The organism is Streptomyces sp. NBC_00212, from assembly GCF_045206365.1.
Classification (GTDB): Bacteria; Actinomycetota; Actinomycetes; order Streptomycetales; family Streptomycetaceae; genus Streptomyces.
The window spans coordinates 805906-829468 of the sequence record NZ_CP108115.1; the positions used below are offsets into that span (position 1 = coordinate 805906).

1 protein-coding gene (cut by a window edge) is annotated in these 23563 nt (G+C 74.5%); it reads right to left on the reverse strand.

Annotated features, from left to right (window positions below; translation table 11 throughout):
• A protein-coding gene (locus OHA17_RS03940; protein WP_406504065.1) for a type I polyketide synthase crosses the window boundary here: on the reverse strand, positions 1-23563 show its 3' portion. The gene runs 4997 nt beyond the window's last position; only the last 23563 of its 28560 coding nucleotides appear in the window; its start codon lies beyond the right edge, outside the window; it ends in the stop codon at positions 1-3.

The following is a 23563-nucleotide window of genomic DNA, read 5'->3' on the forward strand; positions in this document are numbered from 1 at the left end:
TCAGCTCTTTCCACGCTCTTGGGAGGAGTTGCCGTCGAGTGCCGCCTGCACCAGGTCGGCGACGTCCATCGCGTCGATCGACTCGTCGTAGGCGCCCGCTGCCGTCGCGGAGACGGCCTCGCCGTTGGACGCCGCGGTCTGCTCCGCGGCGAGCTTCATCAGGGGTTCGAGTACGCCGATCTCCCGCAGTTGGTTCAGGGAGACGGAGGCGAGCAGGGCCCGGATGCCGGCGGAGTCCGGGTCGCCGTCGCCGGTGTGCTGGCCCGGCTCCTCGTCGGGGACGAGCCGGCTCAGGATGTGGTCTGCCAGCTCGGTGGGGTTGGGGTGGTCGAAGACGAGCGTGGCGGTCAGGGTCAGTCCGGTGGCGGCGCCGAGCTGGTTGCGCAGTTCGACGGCGCTGAGGGAGTCGAATCCGAGGTCGCGGAACGCCCGGTCGGCGCCGACGACATCGACGGTGGGGTGTCCCAGTACAGCCGCGGCTCGGCTCCGGACCAGGTCCAGTACGGCCCGGGCGCGCTTGGCGGGCGGCAGGTCCATCAGCTTCTCGCGCAGTGCGTCGCCGGTGGCGCCCTCCCCGGTGTCCCCCGCCGTCTGATGCTCGGTGCCGGTCGGCTGACCGAGGAGCGGGCTGGGTCGTACGGCGGTGAAGGAGCGGACGAACCGGTCGCGGTCGATGTCGGCGACGACCTCGGTGGGCCGCCCGTCCATGACGGCCCGGCGCAGCGCCACGACGGCGAGGTCCGGGTCCAGCGGGCGGATGCCGGTGCGCCGGGCCGCTTCGGCCGCCCGGTGGTCGGCGGCCATTCCGTCGCCGCCCCACACGCCCCAGGCGAGCGAGGTGGCGGCCAGGCCCTGGGCGCGGCGCTGTTCGGCGAGCGCGTCCAGGTAGGCGTTGGCGGCGGCGTAGTTGGCCTGGCCGGCGTTGCCGACCGCTCCGGAGGACGAGGAGAACAGGGCGAACACGGCCAGGTCCAGGTCCCGGGTGAGGTCGTGCAGGGCCAGGGCCGAGGCGGCCTTGGCGCGGAAGACGGCCTCGTAGCGGTCCGGGGTGAGGCTGTCGAGGACACCGTCGTCCAGGACGCCCGCCGTGTGGATCACGCCGGTCAGCGGCGCCTCGTCGGGGATCGCGGCGAGGACCTCGGCGAGCGCGTCGCGGTCGGTGGCGTCGCAGGCGGTGAGGGTGACCTCGGCGCCCAGTGCGGTGAGTTCGGCCCGCAGTTCGTCCGCGCCGGGGGCGTCGGCGCCCCGGCGGCTGACGAGCAGCAGGTGCCGGGCGCCCGCCTCGGCGAGCCGGCGTGCCACGTGGCTGCCCAGGGCTCCGGTGCCGCCGGTGATCAGGACGGTGCCGGTGGGGTTCCACTCCCGCGTGCCGGGGCCGGCCGGTACGGGGACCAGTCGGCGGCCGAGGGCGGCGGAGGGCCGGATCGCGATCTGGTCCTCGCCGCCGGGAGCCGCGAGGGTTTCGGCGAAGCGGGCCGCGGACCGCGCGTCGAGGGTGTCGGGCAGATCGATCAGACCGCCCCAGCGCTGCGGGTACTCCAGGGCGGCGACCCGGCCCAGGCCCCATACGGCGGACTGGGCGAGCCCGGGTACCGGCTCGGCGGGCGTGGTGGCGACCGCGCCGCGGGTGACGCACCACAGGGGTGCGGCGAGGTCCGCGTCGCCGAGCGCCTGGATCAGGGCGGTGGTCAGGGCCAGTCCCTCGGGGGCTTCCGCGCCGTGTCCGGGTGCGGCGGCGAGGGCGAGCAGCGACACCACTCCGGTGAACTCGTGTCCCTCGGCGGCCAGTTGACGCAGTCGTGCGGCCAGCGCCGCACGGTCGGGGCCGGGCACTTCCAGGCGTACGGTGTCCGGGCCCAGGGCGGCGACGGCGTCGGCTGCCCAGGGGTCGTCGGAGTGACCGGCCGGGAGCACGGCGAGCCAGGTGCCGGCCGGGGTGCGGGCGGGTTGCGGGGTCAGTGGCTGCCAGATGATCTGCTGTCGCCAGCCGTCGACGGTGTGCTCCTCGCCCCGCCGGCGGCGCCAGTCCGCGAGCGCGGGCAGCACCTTGGCCAGTGCGTCGCCGTCGACGTTGAGGGTCGTCTCCAGCGAGGCGAAGTCGGCCTCGTGGACCGCCGACCAGAAGCCGCCGTCCGCGGCGCCCGGCGCTGCGGGGTCGGCGGCCGGCTGGGTGGCCGGCCAGTACCGCTCGTGTTGGAAGGGATAGGTGGGCAGGTCGGTGCGGTGGGATGCGGTCGCGGTCCCGTCGAACAGGGCGTCCCAGTCGGGGGCGGCTCCGTCGACGTACAGCCGGGCGAGGGCGCTGACCAGGGACTCCTGCTCACCGCGGTCCCTGCGCAGCGCCGGTACGGTGACCGGCCGCGCGGGCAGGGCGACCAGGGTGTCCTGGGCCAGGGCGCCGAGTGAGCCGTCGGGGCCGAGCTCCAGGAAGGCGGTCACGCCGCGCTCGGCCAGGGTGCGGATCCCGTCGCCGAAGCGGACCGTTTCGCGGACGTGGCGCACCCAGTAGTCCGGGTCGCACACCTGCTGTTCGGTGGCCGCCCGGCCGGTCACGTTGGACACGATCGGGATCGCCGGAGCGTGGAAGGCAACGCTTTCGGCGACGCGTCGGAAGTCCTGGAGCATGGCATCCATGTGCACGGAGTGAAACGCATGGCTCACCCGCAAACGCGTAGTCTTTCGCCCGTCGGCGGTGAACTTCTCCGCGATGTCGGACACGGCGGCCTCGTCGCCGGAGAGGACCACCGACCGCGGTCCGTTGACGGCGGCGAGGGACACGCGGTCGGTCAGATGCGGCCGGATCTCCTCCTCGGTGGCCTGTACGGCGACCATGGCGCCGCCCGTGGGCAGGGCGTTCATCAGCCGGGCCCGTGCGGCCACCAGTCGGCACGCGTCGTCCAGAGAGAGGACCCCGGCCACGTGCGCGGCGGCTATCTCGCCGACGGAGTGCCCGGCGGCGAAGTCCGGGCGGATGCCCCAGGATTCGACCAGGCGGAACAGCGCCACCTCGATGGCGAACAGTGCGGGCTGGGTGAAGCGCGTCTCGTTCAGCCGCTCCGCGTCCTCGAACATGACGTCCCGCAGGGGGAGTTCCAGTTCCGTGTCCAGGCGTGCCGTCACCTCGTCGAGGGCCTCGGCGAACACCGGGTAGCGGGCGTGGAGTTCCCGACCCATGCCCACGCGCTGCGAGCCCTGGCCGGAGAACAGCACCGCGAGCTTGCCCCGGCGCTCCGCCGCCCGGCCGTGCAGGACCTGGGGGGTGTCGAGTCCGTCGGCGAGCGCGGCCAGGCCCGTGAGCAGTGCCTCGCGGTCTTCGGCGAGGACGGCGGCCCGGTGGGTGAAGGCCGATCGGGTGGTGGCCGTGGACAGCGCGAACTCGGCGACGGTGAGGTCGGGCCGGGCGGCCACGTAGGCGTGCAGCTGTCGGGCCTGGGCCCGCAGTGCATCCGGCACGGTGCCCGTCACGGGGACCGGCAGCGGGCCGGCTGTCCCCTGGGGGTGCGCGGGCTCGTCCGTCGTGGTCTCCGCGGGCTGCTCGATGATCACGTGGGAGTTGGTGCCGCTGGCGCCGAACGCCGAGATGCCGGCCCGGCGCGGGCGTCCCGTACGCGGCCAGTCGGCCGCTTCCGTCAGGAGTTCGACGGCTCCGGCGGACCAGTCGACGTGTGCCGACGGCTCGTCGATGTGCAGGGACCTGGGCAGCACGCCGTGGCGCATCGCCAGCACCATCTTGATCACACCGGCGACGCCGGCGGCCGCCTGGGTGTGGCCGATGTTGGACTTCACCGACCCCAGCAGCAGCGGCAGTTGGGGGTCACGGCCCTGGCCGTACGTGGCCAGCAGCGCCTGCGCCTCGATGGGGTCGCCCAGGGTGGTGCCGGTGCCGTGCGCCTCCACGGCGTCCACGTCGGCCGGCGCAAGGCCCGCGTTGGCCAGTGCCCGCTGGACGACACGGCGCTGCGAGGGACCGTTGGGCGCGGTGAGGCCGTTGCTGGCGCCGTCCTGGTTGACGGCCGAGCCGCGCAGCACCGCGAGGACCTGGTGCCCGTTGCGGCGGGCGTCCGAGAGGCGTTCCAGGACGAGGACGCCCACGCCCTCGGACCAGCCGGTGCCGCCGGCGGCGGATGCGAACGGCCGGCAGCGGCCGTCCGGGGCTAGGGCTCCCATCTCCCCGAACTCGACGAAGTTCACCGGGCTGGACATCACCGTCACACCGCCGGTGAGCGCGAGGGAGCACTCGCCCGCCCGCAGGGCCTGGGCGGCCAGATGGAGTGCCACCAGGGACGACGAGCAGGCCGTGTCGACGCTGACGGAGGGGCCTTCCAGGCCGAAGGTGTAGGACACCCGGCCGGAGAGCAGGCTCGCCGACTGCGCGGTCTGCGCGTGGCCCAGCTGGCCGGCTTCGGGCCGGTAGTCGCCCGATCCGCCGCCGACGAACACGCCGGTGTCGCCGCCGCGCAGCTGCGCGGGGTCGATGCCGGCGCGCTCCAGGGCCTCCCAGGTGGCTTCCAGGAGGATGCGCTGCTGCGGGTCCATCACCATCGCCTCGCGCGGGGAGATCCCGAAGAATCCGGGGTCGAAGTCCGCGACGTCGTAGAGGAATCCGCCTTCGCTGGTGACGGTCCGGCCGCGGCCGTCCCGGTCGCCGTGCAGCAGTCGGTCCAGATCCCAGCCGCGGTCCGTGGGGAAGCCTCCGATGGCGTCGACTTCGCCCGTGACCAGCTGCCACAGGTCTTCGGGCGAGCGGATCCCGCCCGGGTAGCGGCAGCTCATGCCGACGATGACGACCGGGTCCTCGGCGGTGTGGGAGTGCTGCGCCCGTGCCGCCGCGCGGAGTTCTTCCGCTGCCTCGCCGAGGAGTTCGGCCCGCAGGTGGCCGGCGAGTGCCTCGGCCGTGGGGTAGTCGAAGACGAGGGTGGCGGGCAGGGTCAGGCCGGTCGCGGTGGCGAGCTGGTTGCGCAGGTCGACCCCGGTCAGCGAGTCGAAGCCGAGGTCCCGGAACGCCTGGCCGGAGGGTACGGCGTCGGCGTCCGCGAACCCGAGCACCGCGGCGACCTGGGCGCGGACGAGAGCCAGCAGGACCTCGGTGCGTTCCGCGTCGGGTCGGGCGGCGAGTTCGGCCCGCAGGCCGGTCGCGGTGCCCGCGGTGCCCGGCTCGGTATCGCCCGGCTCCGCCAGTGCCTCGTGGGCCTCGGGCAGCTCCGCGAAGAGGGCGCTGCGCCGGTTGCGGGTGAAGGCGGGCACGAACCGGTCCCACTGGACGTCGGCCACCGTCACCGAGGGGGTGTCGGTGCCGAGCGAGCGGGCGAGCGCGGTCAGGGCCCGGGCGGGGTCCATCGGGGGCAGCCCGTTGACCCTCAGGTGGGTGGCCAGGCTGTCGGACTCGGTGTCGGCCCAGCCGCCCCAGGCGACCGTCACGGCAGGCAGTCCGCGGGTGCGCAACGTGCGGGTCAGGGCGTCGAGTTGGGCTCCGGCCGCGGCGTCGGTGGCCCGGCCGCCGGCACCCCAGGTCCCGGCGATCGAGGAGAAGAGGACGAACGCGTCCAGGGGACGGTCGCCGGTCGCCGCCTCGGTCACCTCCGCCAGGTTCGCCACGTCGGCGCGCAGCGCGGCCAGGGCGGCGTCGGGCTCCTCGGTGTCGGACGGCGTTTCGGCGTAGACGACGGCGGTCAGCGGTGCCTGTGCCGGCAGTGCGGCGAGCGTGGTCAGCAGTGCGTCGCCGTCGGTCGGGGCGCAGTCGAGCACCGTCACGGGTACGTCGAGGCCGTCGAGTGCGGCGTGGGCCCGTGCCGGGTCCGGTGCGGTGGGGTCGGCCAGCACCAGGTGCTGGGCGCCCTGTTCGGCGAGCCAGCGGGCGCAGTGTCCGCCGGTGCCGGCCGCCGGGCCGACGATCAGGACCGTGCCGGTCGGCTGCCACGGGGTCGCCGGGCCGTCGTTGGTGGCGCGCACCAGTCGTCGCCCGAAGAGGCCGGAGGTCCGCAGCGCCACCTGGTCCTCGTCGCCGATGCCCGCGAGGACGGCCCGGAACCTTTCGGTCGAGCGCCGGTCGAGCACCTGCGGCACGTCGACCAGGCCGCCCCAGCGGTCCGGGTGGTCCAGGGCGGCGACCCGGCCGAGCCCCCAGACCGTCGCCTGGGCCGGGCTGACCTCGGTCTCGGAGCGGCCCACCGACACCGCGTCGCGGGTGACGCACCACAGCGGGGCGTCGATTCCGGCGGCCGCCAATGCCGCCATCACCTCGTTCGGCCAGGCCGGTCCGGCGGGGACGGCGTCGGCGTACGGGGCCGCGAGCAGCGAGACCACGCCCGCGAACTCGACGTCCTGTGCGGCGCGTTCGGCCAGTGGACCGCCGAGTGCGGCGCGGTCGGTCGGGTCGGCTTCGACGACGACGGCCGACTCGCCGAGGGCCGCGAGGACGGCGGCGGTCCACGCGTCGGCGGCGCCGCCCGTCGGGACGAGCGCCAGCCACCGTCCGGTGAGGGTGGCGGGCGGGGTGCCGGTCAGCGGGGTGAAGGTCACGCGGTAGCGCCAGCCGTCGACGGCCGAGCGTTCGACGCGCTTGCGGCGCCAGGCGGACAGGGCGGGTACGAGGGCCGACAGTGCGGCGTCGTCCAGTTCGAGGCCGTCCGAGAGCGACGAGAGGTCCGCGCGCTCCACGGCGTCCCAGAACTCGGCGTCCACGGAGTCCTGCGGGCCGCCCTGAACGTGCCCGGCGGCCCCGGCCTCCGGCCAGTACCACTCCTGCTGGAAGGGGTAGGTGGGCAGGTCCACGCGGCGGGCGCCGGTACCGGCGAAGGTCCCCGACCAGTCCACCCCGACGCCCACGACGTACAGGTGGGCGAGCGCGGTGAGCAGCGCGGTTTCCTCGGGCCGGTCCTTGCGCAGCGCCGGAACGGCGGTCGCGGCACCGGCCAGGGTGTGCTGGGCCATCGCCGTCAGCACCCCGTCCGGACCCAACTCCAGGAAGACCGAGGCGCCTTCCGCCTCAAGCGTCCGCACACCGTCCGCGAACCGCACGGTCTCCCGCACGTGCCGCACCCAGTAGTCGGGCGAGCACACCAGTTCCTCGGCGGCGAGATCCCCGGTCACGTTGGACACGAGGGGGATCTGCGGAGCGTCGTACGACAGCCCCTCGGCCACCCGCCGGAACTCCTCCAGCATCGGCTCCATCAGCGGCGAGTGGAAGGCATGGCTCACCGTGAGACGCTGTGTCTTGCGGCCCTCGTCCGCCAACTCCCCCGCGATCCGGAGGACTTCGGCTTCGTCACCGGCGAGGACGACCGCCTCGGGGCCGTTGACCGCCGCGATCGACACCCCGTCGACCAGTCGCGGCCGGACCGCGCTCTCAGCGGCCTGGACGGCCACCATCGCACCGCCCGCAGGCAGCGCCTGCATCAGCCGCGCCCGGGCCGCCACCAGCGCACAGGCGTCCGTGAGCGAGAACACCCCGGCCACGTGCGCCGCCGCGATCTCACCGATCGAGTGCCCGGCCACGAAATCCGGCCGGACGCCGAGGGACTCGGCCAGTCGGAACAGTGCCACCTCGATCGCGAACAACGCCGGCTGGGTGTACCCGGTCTCGTCCAGGCCCTCCGCGCCGCCGAACATCACCTCCCGCAGCGGACGCTCCACCGCGTCCCCGGCCTCGAAGTGCGCCAGCACCTCGTCCAGGGCCGCCGTGAACACCGAGAACCTGTCGTACAACTCCCGGCCCATGCCCACCCGCTGGGCACCCTGGCCGGAGAACAGCAGGGCCAGTTTCCCGTCGGCCTCCTGGGCGACACCGCGTGCGAGTTCCCGTACGCCCGCTGCGTCGGCCGCGAGGACCGCGCGGTGGGCGAACGTCGAACGGCCGGTGGCGAGGGAGTGGCCCACGTCGAGCGGTGACGTGCCGGTCAGCGCCGAGACCTGCTCGATCTGTGCCGTCAGCGCGGCCGCGGACTTGCCCGACACCGGCCAGGGCACGAGGCCCGGCAGCGTGGCGGGCTCCGGTGCCACCCGTTCCTCGGTGTCCGGTGCCTGCTCGATGATGACGTGGGCGTTGGTGCCGCTGACGCCGAAGGCGGAGACGCCGGCCCGCCGGGCGTGCCCGGTCTCGGGCCACTCCTGCTGCTCGGTGACGAGCGCGACCGTGCCGTCGGTCCAGTCGACGTGCGAGGACGGGGAGTCGATGTGCAGGGTCTTGGGCAGGACGCCGTGGCGCATCGCCAGGAGCACCTTGATGGTGCCGGCGACGCCGGCGGCGGCCTGGGTGTGGCCCAGGTTCGACTTGACGGCGCCGAGCAGGAGCGGGTGTTGCCTGTCCTGCCCGTAGGTGGCGATGAGGGCGCCTGCCTCGATGGGGTCACCGAGGGTGGTGCCGGTGCCGTGGGCCTCGACGACGTCGACGTCGGCGGGGGTGAGGCGGGCGTCGGCGAGGGCCTGGCGGATGGCGCGCTGTTGGGCCCGTCCGCTGGGCGCGGTCAGCCCGTTGGAGGCGCCGTCCTGGTTGACGGCGGTGCCGCGCACGATGCCCCATACGTCGTGGCCGTTGCGGCGGGCGTCGGAGAGCCGTTCCAGGACGAGGACGCCCACGCCCTCGGACCAACTGGTGCCGTCGGCGGCGGCGGCGAAGGGCTTGCACCGCCCGTCGGGGGCCAGTCCGCCCTGGACCGTGAACTCGGTGAAGGAGCCGGGGCTGGACATGACCGAGACGCCGCCGGCCAGGGCGAGGGTGCACTCGCCGTTGCGCAGCGCGTTGGCGGCCAGGTGCAGGGCGACCAGCGCGGAGGAGCAGGCGGTGTCGACGGTGACGGCCGGGCCCTCCAGGCCGAACGCGTAGGAGAGGCGGCCGGACATGACGCTGGCGGTGTTGCCGGTGGCGACGTGGCCGCGGAGGTCGGCGGTGCCGGTGCCCTGGCGCAGGAGCGTGGCGTAGTCCTGGCCGTTGGTGCCGACGAACACGCCGGTGCGGCTGCCGCGCAGGGTGGTCGCGTCGATGCCGGCGCGCTCGAACGCCTCCCACGAGGTCTCCAGCAGCAGTCGCTGCTGCGGGTCCATGGCCAGCGCCTCGCGGGGCGAGATGCCGAAGAAGCCGGCGTCGAAGAGGCCGACGCCGTCCAGGAATCCGCCTTCGAGAGTGGCCGAGGCGCCCTGGGCGAGCGCGTCGAGGTCCCAGCCGCGGTCCGCGGGGAAGCCGCTGACCGCGTCCTCACCGCGGCTCAGCAGCCGCCATAGGTCCTCGGGGGACCGTATGCCGCCGGGGAAGCGGCAGTTCATGCCGACGACGACGATGGGATCGTCGTCCGCCGCCCGGCCGGCCGGGGCCGGGATGTCGGTGTCCGACTCGGGCAGGGTGCCGAGGAGTTCGGCGAGCAGAAAGTCGGCGAGTGCGGTCGGGGTCGGGTAGTCGTAGACGAGGGTCGCGGGCAGTTTCAGGCCGGTGCCGACCGTGAGGGTGTTGCGCAGTTCGACGGTGGTCAGCGAGTCGAAGCCGAGGTCGCTGAAGGCGCGTTCGGCGCCGATGTCCGAGGTGCCGGTGTGTCCGAGGACCGCGGCCACCTGGGTGCGTACCAGGTCCAGGACGAAGCTCGGGCGGGCGGCCGGGGAGAGTCCGGCGAGCCGCCGGTGCAGGGCCGGTTCCCGTACGGCGGCGTGCGGTGTCCCGGCGGACGGTGTGGTGTGGCGCAGTGCGGGCAGGTCGCCGACGAGGGGGCTGGGGCGCGTTGCGGTGAACACCTCCGCATAGCGCGGCCAGTCGATGTCGGCGAGGGTCGGCGTCGGGGCACCTTGCTCGATCGCCCGCCGCAGGGCGGTGAGGGCGAGGTGGGGTGCCATGGGGACGAAGCCGCCGCGGCGGATCCGAGCCTGGACGCCGGTGCCGTCGGCCGCCATACCGGTCTCGGCCCAGGGGCCCCAGGCCACCGAGGTGGCGGGCAGGCCGTGGGCGCGACGCTGTTCGGCGAAGGCGTCGAGGAAGGCGTTGGCGGCCGCGTAGTTGCCCTGGCCGGGTGCGCCGAGGGTGCCGGCGACGGAGGAGAAGAGCACGAACGCGCTCAGTTCCTGGTCGCGGGTGGCCTCGTGCAGGTTGAGCGTGGCGGTGACCTTGGCGTGCAGGACCGCGGTGAACTGCTCGGCGGTGAGGGTGTCCAGGGTGCCGTCGGCGACGGTGCCGGCGGTGTGGAACACCGCGGTGAGCGGGTGCTCGTCGGGGATCGCGGCCAGGACGGCGGTCAGCGCGTCGCGGTCGGCGGTGTCGCATGCCGCGAGGGTGACCTCGGCTCCCAGCTCTTCGATCGCCGCGGCCAGTTCAGCGGCGCCGGGGGCGTCCGCGCCGCGGCGGCTGACCAGCAGCAGGTGCGGGGCGCCCGCCTCGGCCAGCCATCGGGCGACGTGTCCGCCGAGCGCGCCGGTGCCGCCGGTGACGAGCACGGTGCCGGTGGGGTTGAAGGTGCCTGTACCGGGGGCCGGTTCGGCTCGGTGGTGGGCCAGGCGTCGGGCGAACGCCCCGGTGGTGCGCAGCGCGAGTTGGTCCTCGCCGCCACTGTCGGCGAGGACGGCGGCCAGGCGGCGCAGGGTGCTGCCGTCGAGCTCATCGGGCAGGTCGATCAGACCGCCCCAGCGCTGCGGCTGCTCCAGTGCGGCCACCCTGCCCAGGCCCCAGACGGCGGCCTGGGCAGGGTGGACCGGGTGTTCGGTGCGGTCCACGGCCACTGCGGTGCGGGTCACGCACCACAGGGGGGCCGCGATGTCCGCGTCGCCCAGGGCCTGGACGGCGGTGGCCGTCAGCAGCAGACCCGTGGTCGTGGTGGCAGTGACGTCCTGGGTGTCGTCGCCGGTGGTGGCCAGCAGGGACAGGACGCCCGTGAACTCGCCGTGTACGGCGGTCAGTTCGCGCAGCCGGTCGGTCAGGTCCCGGCGCTCCGGGGCGGTGACGACCAGGCGTACGGAGTCGGTGCCCAGCACACCGGAGGCCGCGTCGAGCCATCCCGGCTCGCCGTCGGCGGGTGCGAGCACCAGCCAGGTCCCGGTGGGGCGTGCGGTGGCCGGGGCGGCCAGGCGCTTCCAGGTGGTGCGGTAGCGCCAGCCGTCGACGGTGGAGCGCTCCCGGCTGCGGCGCCGCCAGGAGGAGAGGGCCGGGACGACGGCGGTGAGGGTGTCGTCGTCCAGGTCCAGCGACGAGCCCAGGGACTCCAGGTCCGCCCGCTCGACGGCCGACCAGAAGTCCGCGTCCGCCGCGTCGGCGGGGTCGGCGGGTGCGGTGGTTCCGGTGGCCGCCTCGGGCCAGTAGCGCTCGCGCTGGAAGGGGTAGGTGGGCAGGTCGATCCGGTGGGCTCCGCTGCCCGCGAACACGGCGTCCCAGTCGACCCGTACCCCGTGGAGGTGCAGGTGGGCCAGTGCCGTGGTCAGGGCCGGGGCCTCGGGCCGGTCCCGGCGCAGTGCCGGGACCGCGGTGGCGTCGGTCTCCTGGTCGGTGCCCTCGCGTACCGCGCCGCTGAGCACGGCGTCCGGGCCGAGCTCGAAGAAGGTGCGCACGCCGTGCTCGGTGAGATGCCGTACGGCGTCGGCGAAGCGGACTGTGCCGCGGACCTGTCCCGTCCAGTACTCCGGCGCGGCGAGTTCTTCGTGCGTGAGGAGCGTTCCGGTGACGGTGGACACCAGCGGCACGGTGGGTGCGTGGCAGGTGACGGAGCGGACGGCGTGGGCGAAGTCCGCCAGCATCGGGTCCATGTGCGGCGAGTGGAAGGCGTGACTGACGCGCAGTCGCTTGGTGCGGCGGCCCTGCTCTTCGAAGTGCGCCGCCACGGCGAGCACCGCGTCCTCGTCGCCCGAGACGACCAGGGAGGTCGGGGTGTTGACGGCGGCGACCGTGGCTCGTCCCTCGTACGGGGTGAGCGCGGCGGCCACTTCGTCCTCGGTGGCTTCGACGGAGGCCATGGCGCCGCCCTGGGGCAGTGCTGCCATCAGCCGGCCGCGGGCGGCGACCAGGGTGCAGGCGTCCTCCAGGGAGAGGACTCCGGCGGCGTGTGCGGCGGCGAACTCGCCGATGGAGTGGCCCGCGACGTAGTCGGGGCGCAGGCCCCAGGACTCGGCGAGGCGGAACAGGGCCACTTCGAGGGCGAAGAGGGCAGGTTGGGTGTAGCGGGTGTCGTCCAGCAGCGCGGCCTCGGGTGAGCCCGGGGCGGCGAAGAGGATCTCCCGGAGCGGACGGTCGAGTTCGAGGTCGAAGCGGGTGAGTACGGCGTCCAGTGCCTGGGCGTAGACCGGGTGCTGGTCGTAGAGCTCGCGTCCCATTTCGGGGCGCTGGCTGCCCTGGCCGGTGAAGAGGAAGGCCAGCCGGCCGTGGTCCGGGCGGCCGGTGAGCAGCCCGGCGTCGGGGGTCGCGTCGCGCAGCGCGGTCAGGGCCCGGGTGAGGGTGTCGGGGTCGTCGGTGAGGACGGCCGCGCGGTGCTCCAGGGCGGCCCGGGAGGTGGCGAGGGAGAACGCGAGGTCGGTGAGCGGGAGTTGGGGGTGGTCGGAGAGGTGGGTCAGGAGCCGTCCGGCCTGGGCGCGCAGGCCCGCTTCGGTGCGTCCGGACAGGACCAGGGGGACGGGGGTGAGGTCGGCCGGGCGGGCCGGTGCGGTGGCTGTGTTTGCGCCGTCTGCCCCGGCTGCCTCGGACCGGTCTGCCGGGGCCTGTTCGAGGATGGTGTGGACGTTGGTGCCGCTGAGCCCGAAGGAGGAGACGCCCGCGCGGCGCGGGTGTCCGGTGCTCGGCCAGGGCAGCGGCTCGGTGAGCAGTTGGAGGGCGCCGGAGCTCCAGTCGACGTGCGAGGAGGGCCGGTCGATGTGCAGGCTCCGCGGCACGGTGCCGTGGTGCATGGCCATGACCATCTTGATGATGCTGGCGACGCCGGACGCCATCTGGGTGTGGCCGATGTTGGACTTGACAGAGCCCAGCAGCAGCGGGTGCTCGGGGTCGCGGCCCTGGCCGTAGGTGGCGAGCAGGGCCTGCGCCTCGATGGGGTCGCCGAGGGCGGTGCCGGTGCCGTGTCCGTCGACGACGTCGATGCTGTCGGGGTCCACGTTGGCGTTGGCCAGGGCCTGGCCGATGACACGCTGCTGGGACGGGCCGTTGGGCGCGGTCAGGCCGTTGGAGGCGCCGTCCTGGTTGACGGCGGAGCCACGGATGACGGCCAGGACCCGGTGCCCGTTGCGGCGGGCGTCGGAGAGCCGTTCGACGAGGACCAACCCGACGCCTTCGGCCAGGCTCATGCCGTCGGCCTGGTCGGAGTACGCCTTGCAGCGGCCGTCGGCCGCCATCGCGCGCTGCCGGCTGAAGCCGACGAACGCGCCGGGCGTGGACATGATGCTGACGCCGCCCGCGAGGGCCAGGGAGCTCTCTCCGTTGCGCAGGGACTGGCAGGCCAGGTGCAGGGCGACGAGGGAGGAGGAGCAGGCGGTGTCGAGGGAGACGGCCGGGCCCTCGAAGCCGTAGGTGTAGGAGAGCCGGCCGGACAGGACGCTGGAGATGGTGCCGGTGATCAGGTGTCCCTCGGCGCCTTCCGGGCTGGCGCCGGAGGCTCCGTAGTCCTGGTAGCTGGCGCCGATGAAAGTGCCGGTGCTGCTGCCGCGCAGGGTGGCGGGGTCGATCCCGGCACGCTCCATCGCCTCCCAGGAGGTCTCCAGCAGCAGGCGCTGCTGGGGGTCCATGGCGAGGGCCTCGCGGGGCGAGATGCCGAAGAAGGAGGCGTCGAATTCGGTGGCGTCGTGGAGGAAGCCGCCCCGGGTCGAGTAGGTGTGGCCGGCCCGGTCGGGGTCGGCGTCGTAGAGGCCCTCGGCGTCCCAGCCGCGGTCGGTGGGGAACTCGCTGGTGGCGTCGCCCCCCTCGGCGACCAGGCGCCACAGGTCCTCCGGTGAGCCGATGCCGCCGGGGTAGCGGCAGCTCATGCCGATGATGGCGAGGGGCTCGTCGTTGGCGGCGGCGGTGTGCGTGGCCGGGACGGTGGTGCCGGTGGCGGACCCGGCGAGGGATTCGCGCAGGAACGCGACGAGGGCGAGCGGGTTGGGGTGGTCGAAGACCATGGTGCTCGGCAGGGCCAGCCCGGTCACGGCGGCGATCCGGTTGCGCAGGTCGACGGCGGTCAGCGAGTCGAAGCCGACGTCGCGGAAGGCGCGTTGTTCGGAGAGCACGTCGGGTGAGGCGTGGCCGAGTGCGGTGGCGGCCTCGCCGCGGACGAGGTCCAGCAGGAGCCGGTCCTGTTCGACGACGGCCAGCCCGCGCAGCCGGGTGGCGAACTCGCTGCCGGAGTCCTTGGTCTGGCTGGCGTCGTCCTCGACGAGTCGCCGGACCTCGGGCAGGTCCGCGAAGAGCCGGGTGGGCCGCGCGGCGGTGAAGACGGGGTAGTAGCGCTCCCAGTCCACGTCGGCGACGGTCAGCAGCGTCTCGTCGTCGTCGAGGGCCTGGCGCAGGCCGGTGAGGGCCAGTTCGGGGTCCATGAAGACCAGTCCGCTGCGGCGGATCTGGCCGGGGTCGACGCGGCCGAGCTTGAGGTCGTCGGCCCAGATGCCCCAGGAGACGGCGGTGGCCCGGGCGCCGCGGGCGCGGCGGTGTTCGGCCAGGGCGTTGAGGTGGGCGTTGCCGGCGACGTAGGCGGCGTGGGCGCCGCTGCCCCACATGCCGGCGGTGGAGGAGTACAGGACGAAGGCGTCGAGGTCGTCGCCGAGGAGTTCGTCCAGGTGCCGGGCGCCGTTGACCTTGGCGTCCATGACCTTCGCGAAGTCGTCGAGGGTCGTCTCGTCCAGCGTCGCCAGCTCGATGGTGACGGCGGTGTGCACGACGGTGCGTACGGTGCGGCCCTCGGCCGTGAGCGCGGTGAGCATCTGGGCGACCGCGTCGCGGTCGGTCAGGTCGCAGGCGACGACGCTGGCCTCGCAGCCCAACTCGGCGAGTTCCCGGACGAGTTCGTCGGACCCGGGGGCCGCGGGGCCACGGCGGCTGGTGAGCACTACGTGCTCGGCGCCCTGCTGGGCGAGCCAGCGGGCCAGGTGCGGGGCGAGGGTGCCGGTGCCGCCGGTGACGAGGGTGGTGCCCCGCGGCGTCCAGGGGCGGGCCGGAGCCGGGTCCGCGGGGGTGGCGCGTACGACGCGGCGGGCGAGGACGCCCGAGGCGCGGACGGCGAGTTGGTCCTCGCCGGTACGGCCGGTCAGGACCGCGGCCAGACGCTCGGCGGCCCGCCGGTCCAGTTCCTCGGGCAGGTCGACCAGGCCGCCCCAGCGCTGTGGGTGTTCGAGGGCGGCCGTCCAGCCGAGGCCGAGGATCTGGGCCTGGTCGGGGCGGGTGAGCCGGTCCGCGCGGCCGGTGGAGACGGCGCCCTGGGTCAGGCACCACAGCGGCGCGTCGATGCCGGCGTCGCCGAGTGCCTGCACGAGCGTGACGGTCAGGGCCGTCGCGCGGCTGAGCGCCGGATGGTGCGGGCTCGGCTCCTCGGCCGCGGCCAGCAGGGACACCACGCCCGCGAGGTGCGCGGTGCCGTCGAGTTCCGTGAGGCGCGCGGCCAGGGTCGCGCGGTCCGTGCAGGCGTCGTCCAGGACGAGGGTGCGGGCGTCGGCGCCGTGCGCGGTGAGGGCGCCGACGAGGTCGTCGTCGGTGGTGCCTTCGGCGGTGACGACGAGCCAGGTGCCGGTCAGTGCCGCCGTGGGCAGGGTGGTCAGCGGCTGCCAGGTGGCGCGGTAGCGCCAGGAGTCGACCGCCGCCAGGTCGCGCCGGCGTCGGCGCCAGTCGGAGAGGGCCGGAAGGACGGGCTCCAGGGCGGCGCGGTCCAGGCGCAGGCGGGAGGCGAGGGAGTCGACGTCGTCCTCTTCCACCGCCGTCCAGAATTCCGCGTCCACCGGGTCCGCTGCGGGCCGGTCCTGGGACCGGTCGGGGATCGCCCACAGATGCTCGCGCTGGAAGGCGTACGTGGGCAGCGGTACCCGGCGGGCGCCGGTGCCGGCGAAGACTGCGGACCAGTCGACGCCCGCGCCCCGGACGAAGGCTTCGGCGAGGGAGGTCAGGAAGCGGTCGGTGCCACCCGCGTCGCGCCGGAGGGTGCCGAGCACCGCGGCCGCGCCGCCGGCTTCCTCGGCCGTCGCCTGGATGCCCATGGCGAGTACGGGGTGGGAACTGACCTCGATGAAGAAGCGGTGCTCCTGGGCGAGGAGTTCACCGATGGCGGGCTGGAAGCGGACGGTCTGCCGCAGGTTGGTGTACCAGTAGTCGGCGTCCATGCCGGTGGTGTCCAGCCAGTCGCCGGTCACCGTCGAGAAGAAGGGCACCTGCGCGGGGCGGGGGCGCACCGGCGCGAGGACGCGGTGCAGTTCGTCCCGTACCAGCTCGACCTGCGCGGAGTGCGAGGCGTAGTCCACGGCGATGCGCTTGGCCCGGACGTCCTCGGCGACCAGCTCGGCCTGTAGGGCGTCCAGCGGCGCGGTGGCACCGGAGACGACGGTGGACCGGGGGCCGTTGACCGCGGCGATCGACAGGTCTTCGTACCCGGCGGCCCCGGCGAGGCGCTGTTCGACGTCGGCGGCGGGCAGCGGGACCGACATCATGCCGCCGGATCCGGCCAGCCCGCGGGCGATGGCCTGGCTGCGCAGCGCGACGACGCGGGCCGCGTCCTGAAGGGAGAGCGCCCCGGCGACGGCCGCCGCGGCGATCTCCCCCTGCGAGTGGCCGACCACGGCGTCGGGGGTGATGCCGTGCGAGGTCCACAGTGCGGCGAGCGAGACCATGACGGCGAAGGAGGCGGGCTGTACGACGTCGACGCGGTCCAGCGTCGGCGCGCCGTCCACCTGGCGCAGCACGTCGAGCAGGGACCAGTCGACGAACTCCGAGAGGGCGGTGGCGCATTCGGTCAGGCGCTCGGCGAAGACCGGGGACTCGTCGAGGAGCCGCGCTCCCATGCCGACCCACTGGGAGCCCTGGCCGGGGAAGACGAAGACGGTCCTGCCGTCGGTGTCGGCCGTGCCCTGGACGACGCCGGGCGCGGAGCCGCCGGTGGCGAGGGCGTCGAGGGCCGCGCGCCGGGTCCGCTCGTCGGTGCCGACGACGACGGCGCGGTGGTCGAAGAGGGTGCGCGCGGTCACCAGGGAGTGGCCGACGTCGAGGGCGCCGGGTGCCTGTTCGTCGTCGAGGTGGGCGGCGAGGTTGGTTGCCTGGGCGCGCAGCGCGCCCGGGGTGCGGACGGTCAGCATCCAGGGGATGGCGTCGCCGGCCGGGGGCACCGGCCGCTCAGGGGCCGCCTCCTGCGGGCGGGGGGCTTCTTCGAGGATGGTGTGGGCGTTGGTGCCGCTGATGCCGAAGGAGGAGACCGCGCAGCGGCGCGGGCGCTCGCCCTCGGGCCAGTCGGCGGGCTCGTGCAGCAGGGCGACGGTGCCGGAGGTCCAGTCGATGTGGCTGGAGGGGGTGTCGGCGTGCAGGGTGCGCGGCAGTGCTCCCCGGCGCAGGGCCAGGACCATCTTGATGACGCCGGCGACGCCGGCCGCCGACTGGGTGTGGCCGATGTTGGACTTCACGGAGCCCAGCAGCAGCGGGCTCTGCGGGTCGCGGTCCTGGCCGTAGGTGGCGAGCAGGGCCTGCGCCTCGATGGGGTCGCCGAGGGCGGTGCCGGTGCCGTGGGCCTCGACGGCGTCGATGTCCTTCGGGGCCAGCCCCGAGTTGGCCAGGGCCTGGCGGATGACGCGCTGCTGGGAGGGGCCGTTGGGGGCGGACAGGCCGTTGGAGGCGCCGTCCTGGTTGATGGCCGAGCCGCGGACGACGGCGAGGATCTCGTGTCCGTTGCGCTGGGCGTCCGAGAGGCGCTCCAGGACGAGGATGCCGACGCCTTCGGCGAGGGTCATACCGTCGGCGCCGTCCGAGAACGCCTTGCAGCGGCCGTCGCCGGCCAGGGCCCGCTGCCGGCTGAAGGCGATGAACGGGTTGGGGTTGGTCATCACGGTCGCGCCGCCGGCCAGGGCCAGGGAGCTCTCGCCGTTGCGCAGGGACTGGCAGGCCAGGTGCAGGGCGACCAGGGACGAGGAGCAGGCGGTGTCGACGGTGACCGCCGGTCCTTCGAGGCCGAAGAGGTAGGCCAGGCGTCCGGAGAGCACGCTGGGGCTGGTGCCGGTCACCAGGTGGCCGGCGGAGCCGTCCTCGACGCCGAGGCCGTACTCCTGGTAGGTGGAGCCGATGAAGGTGCCGGTCGCGGTGCCGTGAACGTGGCTGGGGTCGATGCCGGCCTGCTCGAACGCCTCCCAGGTGGTCTCCAGCAGCAGCCGCTGCTGGGGATCCATCGACAGCGCTTCGCGCGGCGAGATGCCGAAGAAGGAGGCGTCGAACTCGCCCGCGTCGTGCAGGAACCCGCCCTGGGTGGAGTAGGTCGTGCCGGGGTTGTCCGGGTCGGGGTGGTAAAGGCCGGTGTTCCAGCCGCGGTTGACGGGGAAGTCGGTGATGGCGTCGACGCCGTCGCTGACCAGGTCCCACAGCTGCCGCGGGGAACGGACGCCGCCGGGGAAGCGGCAGCTCATGCCGACGATGGCGATGGGCTCGTCGAAGCCCCCCGAGGGAACGGCCACGGGCGTGGCCACGGCGCCGTCGGTGCCCAGGAGTTCCGCACGCAGGTGGCGGGCGAGGACGGTGGGGGTCGGGTAGTCGAAGACGAGGGTGGCGGGCAGGGCCAGGCCGGTGAGGGCGGCCAGCCGCTTGCGCAGTTCCACGGCGGTCAGCGAGTCGAAGCCGGCGTCGCGGAAGGCCCGCCGCTCCGAGATGGCGTCCGCGGAGTCGTGGCCGAGGGCGATGGCCGCCTCGGCACGTACCAGGTCGGCCAGCAGCCGCGTCTGCTCGTCCTCGTCGAGGCCCCGCAGGCGGGCGGCGAATTCGGGTGCGACGCTCGCGTCCTCCGTGCGGGCGAGGGCCCGGACCTCTGCCAGTTCGTCGAAGAGGGCGCTGGGGCGGGTGGCGGTGAAGACGGGGTGGTAGCGCTCCCAGTCGATGTCGGCGACCGTGACGGTGACGTCCTTGTCGACGACGGCACGGCGCAGTTCGGTGAGGGCGTTCGCGGGCGCGAGGAAGCGCAGGCCGCGCTTGTGCAGTGCGTCGGCGACCGCCTCGTGGGTGGCCATTCCGGCCTCGGCCCAGGGACCCCAGGCCACCGAGGTGGCGGGCAGGCCGCGGGCCGCGCGGTGCTCTGCCAGGGCGTCGAGGTAGGCGTTGGCGGCGGCGTAGGCGCTCTGCCCGGCGCTGCCCCACACTCCGGCGATCGAGGAGACCAGGACGAAGAAGTCGAGGTCCTGGCCGTCCAGGAGGCTGTCGAGGTGGGCCGCGCCGAGCATCTTGGCGGCCATCGCCTCGGCGGCGGCGTCCAGGGGGGTTTCGGCCAGGGAGGCGTTCTGGCCGACGCCGGCCGCGTGCACGACGCCGGTCAGCGGGTGCTCCGGGGGTACGGAGGCCAGGAGTGCGGCGAGCGCGCCACGGTCGGCGGTGTCGCAGGCCGCGATGGTGGCCTTGGCCCCCAAGTCCCGTATTTCTGCGGCCAGTTCGGCCGCTCCCGGGGCATCAGGGCCGCGGCGGCTGGTGAGGAGGAGGTGGTCGGCGCCGCTGCGGGCAAGCCAGCGGGCCGCCTCGGCGCCGAGCGCTCCGGTGCCGCCGGTGATGAGCACGGTGCCGCCCGCGGTGAAGGCGTCGGCGGGGGGCAGTTCGGCCTGCGGGTGGCGCACCAGGCGCCGGCCGAGCGCTCCGGTGGCCCGGAGGGCGATCTGGTCCTCGCCGCCCCGTGCGGCCAGCGCGCTGACGAGGTGCTGGGTGGCGGGGGCGTCGAGGGCGGCCGGCAGGTCGATCAGGCCGCTCCACAGCTGCGGGTGCTCCAGGGCGGCGACCCGGCCCAGTCCCCAGACCGCGGCCTGGAGGGGGTTGGTGAGCGGGTCGTCGGAGCCGGTGGCGACGGCGCCGCGGGTCAGCGTCCACAGCGGGGCGGCGAGGTCGATGTCGACCAGTGCCTGGGTCAGGACGAGGCTCAGCGCGAGCCCGGTGGGCAGCTCGGCGCCGGCCTCGGCGCCGGGCCGGTCGGCGAGCGGGAGCAGGGACAGGATGCCGGCGAAGGCGCGGTTCTGCGTCCGTACGGCGTCGAGCCGGGCGGCGAGTTCGGTGCGGTCGCGGCAGGCGTCGTCCAGGGTGAGGGTCTCGAACTGGGCGCCGTGGCCGCGCAGTGCGTGCAGGATCTCGTCGCTGTCGATGCCCTCGGCGGTGACGAGCAGCCAGGTGCCGTCGAGTACGGGCGCGGCGGCCGCCGTCGCGGGACGCCAGGCGACGCGGTAGCGGGTGGAGTCCAGCAGCGCCTTCTCGTGCCGGTGCTGGCGCCAGGAGGACAGTGCGGGCAACAGCGCGTACAGGGAGGCGTGCTGTTCGTCGCGCAGCCCGAGGAGAGTGGCCAGCTCTGCGGCGTCGCCGCGTTCGACGGCGCCCCAGAGCTCGGCGTCCGCGGGGTCGGCGGCGACCGGCGCGAGGCCGACCGGGGCCGGTTCGGGCCAGTAGCGCTCGTGCTGGAAGGCGTAGGTGGGCAGATCGACCGGGTGTGCTCCGGTGCCGGCGAGGTACGCGGGCCAGTCGACGGCCGTGCCACGCACGTGCAGGCGGGCCAGGGCGGTGGCCGCACAGCGCTCCTCGCCGCGCCCGGCGCGCAGCAGCGGGACGATGTGCGCGTCCGCCGCGTCGCCGAGGGCTTCCTGGGCGGCGGCCGACAGCACGCTGTCGGGGCCGACTTCGAGGAAGGTGCCGGCGCCGGAGTCGTGTGCGGCGCGCAGGGTGTCGGCGAAGCGGACGGCGCCGCGGGCGTGCGCGACCCAGTAGTCGGCGGAGCGCAGTTCGTCGTCGGTGGCGGGTCGTCCGGTCAGGCCGGAGATGACGGTCACGTCCGGCGCATGGTAGGTGAGCTCGGCCGCGACCTCGCGCAGCCCGTCGAGCGCGGGCTCCATGAGCGGCGAGTGGAAGGCGTGGCTGACCGTCAGGCGCTTGGTCTTGCGGCCCTGGGCGGCGAAGTGGGCGGCGATCTCCTCGGCGGCGGCCAGGTCTCCGGCGACCACGACGCTGTGGGGGCCGTTGACGGCGGCGAGGGAGACCTCGTGCTCGCGCCCGGCGAGCAGCGGCGCCGTCTCGTCCTCGCCGGCCTGGAGGGAGATCATCGCGCCGCCGGCGGGCAGCGCCTGCATCAGCCGTCCCCGGGCGGTCACCAGGCGGGCCGCGTCGGACAGCGAGAGGACGCCCGCGACATGCGCGGCGGTGATCTCGCCGATGGAGTGGCCCAGCAGCACGTCGGGGCGGATGCCCCACGTGCCCAGCAGCCGGTGGAGCGCGACCCCGACGGCGAACAGCGCGGGCTGGGTCCACTCGGTGTGGTCCAGCAGCGCCGCCTCGGGGCTGCCTTCCGGGGCGAACAGGACGTCCTTGAGGGGACGGTCCAGGTGCGGGTCGAGGGCGGCGGTGACCTCGTCGAGGGCCTGGGCGAACGCGGGGAAGCGGGCGGCGAGTTCACGGCCCGCGCCGGGGCGCTGGCTGCCCTGCCCGGAGAACACCACGGCCAGCTTGCCCGCGCCGCCGATCTCGCCCTCGGTGAGCGCGGAGCCGGGCCGGTCGGCGGCCAGGTCGGCGAGTGCACGCAGCAGTTCGTCGCGGTCGCCGGTGACGACGGCGCGCTGGTCGAAGGCCGTGCGCGTGGTGGCGAGGGAGAGCGCGACGTCGACCGGGTCGAGAGTGGGGCGCTCGTCGAGGAAGGACCGCAGGCGGGCGGCCTGGTCCCGGAGGGCCGCGCGGCTCTTGCCGGACAGCGTCCAGGGCACGACGGCCGGGGTGAGCGCCGGCTGTTCGCGCTGGTCGGGGACGGCCGACGGCTCCTCGACGATGAGGTGGGCGTTGGTACCGCTGAAACCGAACGAGGAGACGGCGGCGCGACGCGGTCGGCCGGCCTGCGGCCAGGGCGTCTCCTCGGTGAGCAGGCGCACCGCTCCGGAGCCCCACTCCACGTGCGAGGACGGCTCGTCGGCGTGCAGGGTACGGGGCAGCACGCCGTGGCGCATGGCCATGACCATCTTGATGACGCCGGCGACGCCGGCCGCGGCCTGGGTGTGGCCGATGTTGGACTTCACGGAGCCCAGCAGCAGCGGGCTCTGCGGGTCGCGGTCCTGGCCGTAGGTGGCGAGCAGGGCCTGCGCCTCGATGGGGTCGCCGAGGGCGGTGCCGGTGCCGTGGCCCTCGACCGTGTCGATGTCCGTGACGGACAGGCCGGCGGCGGACAGCGCCTGCCGGATCACCCGCTGTTGGGCGGGGCCGTTGGGGGCGGTCAGGCCGTTGGAGGCACCGTCCTGGTTGACCGCGGAACCGCGGACCACGGCCAGGACCTGGTGCCCGTTGCGGCGGGCGTCGGAGAGGCGTTCCAGGACGAGGACGCCGACGCCTTCGGACCAGCCGACGCCGTCGGCGCCATCGGAGAACGCCTTGCAGCGGCCGTCCGGAGACAGGCCGCGCTGCCGGGAGAACTCGATGAGGGCGCCCGGCGTCGACATGACCGTGACGCCGCCGGCGAGTGCGAGGGAGCACTCCCCCGCGCGCAGTGCCTGCATCGCCCAGTGCATGGCGACCAGCGACGACGAGCAGGCGGTGTCTACGGTGACGGCGGGGCCTTCCAGCCCGAGCGTGTAGGAGATCCGCCCGGAGGCGACGCTCGGGGCGGTGCCACTGCCCTGGTGGCCCTCGAACTGTCCGCCGGAGAGGACCGTGGCGTAGTCGTTGTACATCACGCCCGCGAACACGCCGGTCCGGCTGCCGCGCAGGGACGCCGGGTCGATGCCCGTGCGCTCGATGGCCTCCCAGGACGCTTCGAGCAGCAGCCGCTGCTGGGAGTCGGTGGCCAGGGCCTCGCGGGGGCTCATGCCGAAGAAGGCGGGGTCGAAGTCGGCAGCGGTGTGCAGGAATCCGCCGAAGCGGGAGTAGGAGGTGCCGATGCGGTCCGGGTCCGGGTCGTAGAGCGCGTCCAGGTCCCAGCCCCGGTCGGTGGGCAGGCCCGAGATGGCGTCGGTGCCCTCGCTGACCAGCTGCCACAGATCCTCGGGCGAGGCGACCCCGCCCGGGTAGCGGCAGCTCATGCCGACGATGACGATGGGGTCGTCGTGGGTGGCGGTGCCGGCGGCACGGGGAGCGCTGGTCGCGGTGGCGGCTTCCGAGCCCATGAGCTCGGCGAGGATGTGCGTGGCGAGGGCGTCGACGGTCGGGTAGTCGAAGACCACCGTCGCGGCGGTGCGCAGGCCGGTGGCCGCGCTGAGCCGGTTGCGCAGTTCGACGGCGGTCAGCGAGTCGAAGCCCAGCTCCCGCAGCGGGCGCCGCGCGTCGATGTCGGCGGTGCTGGAGTGGCCGAGTACGGCGGCCACTTGACCGGCCACGAGGTCGAGCACGACCTCCCGGCGGTCGGTCTCCGCCAGCCGGGACAGCTTCTGTACGAGGGTGACGGCGGTCTCCGAGGCCGAGTCCACCGAGCGGCGGGCCGGGGTACGGATCAGGCCGCGCCACAGCGGCGGTACCGCGCCCTGGGCACCTTGGAGG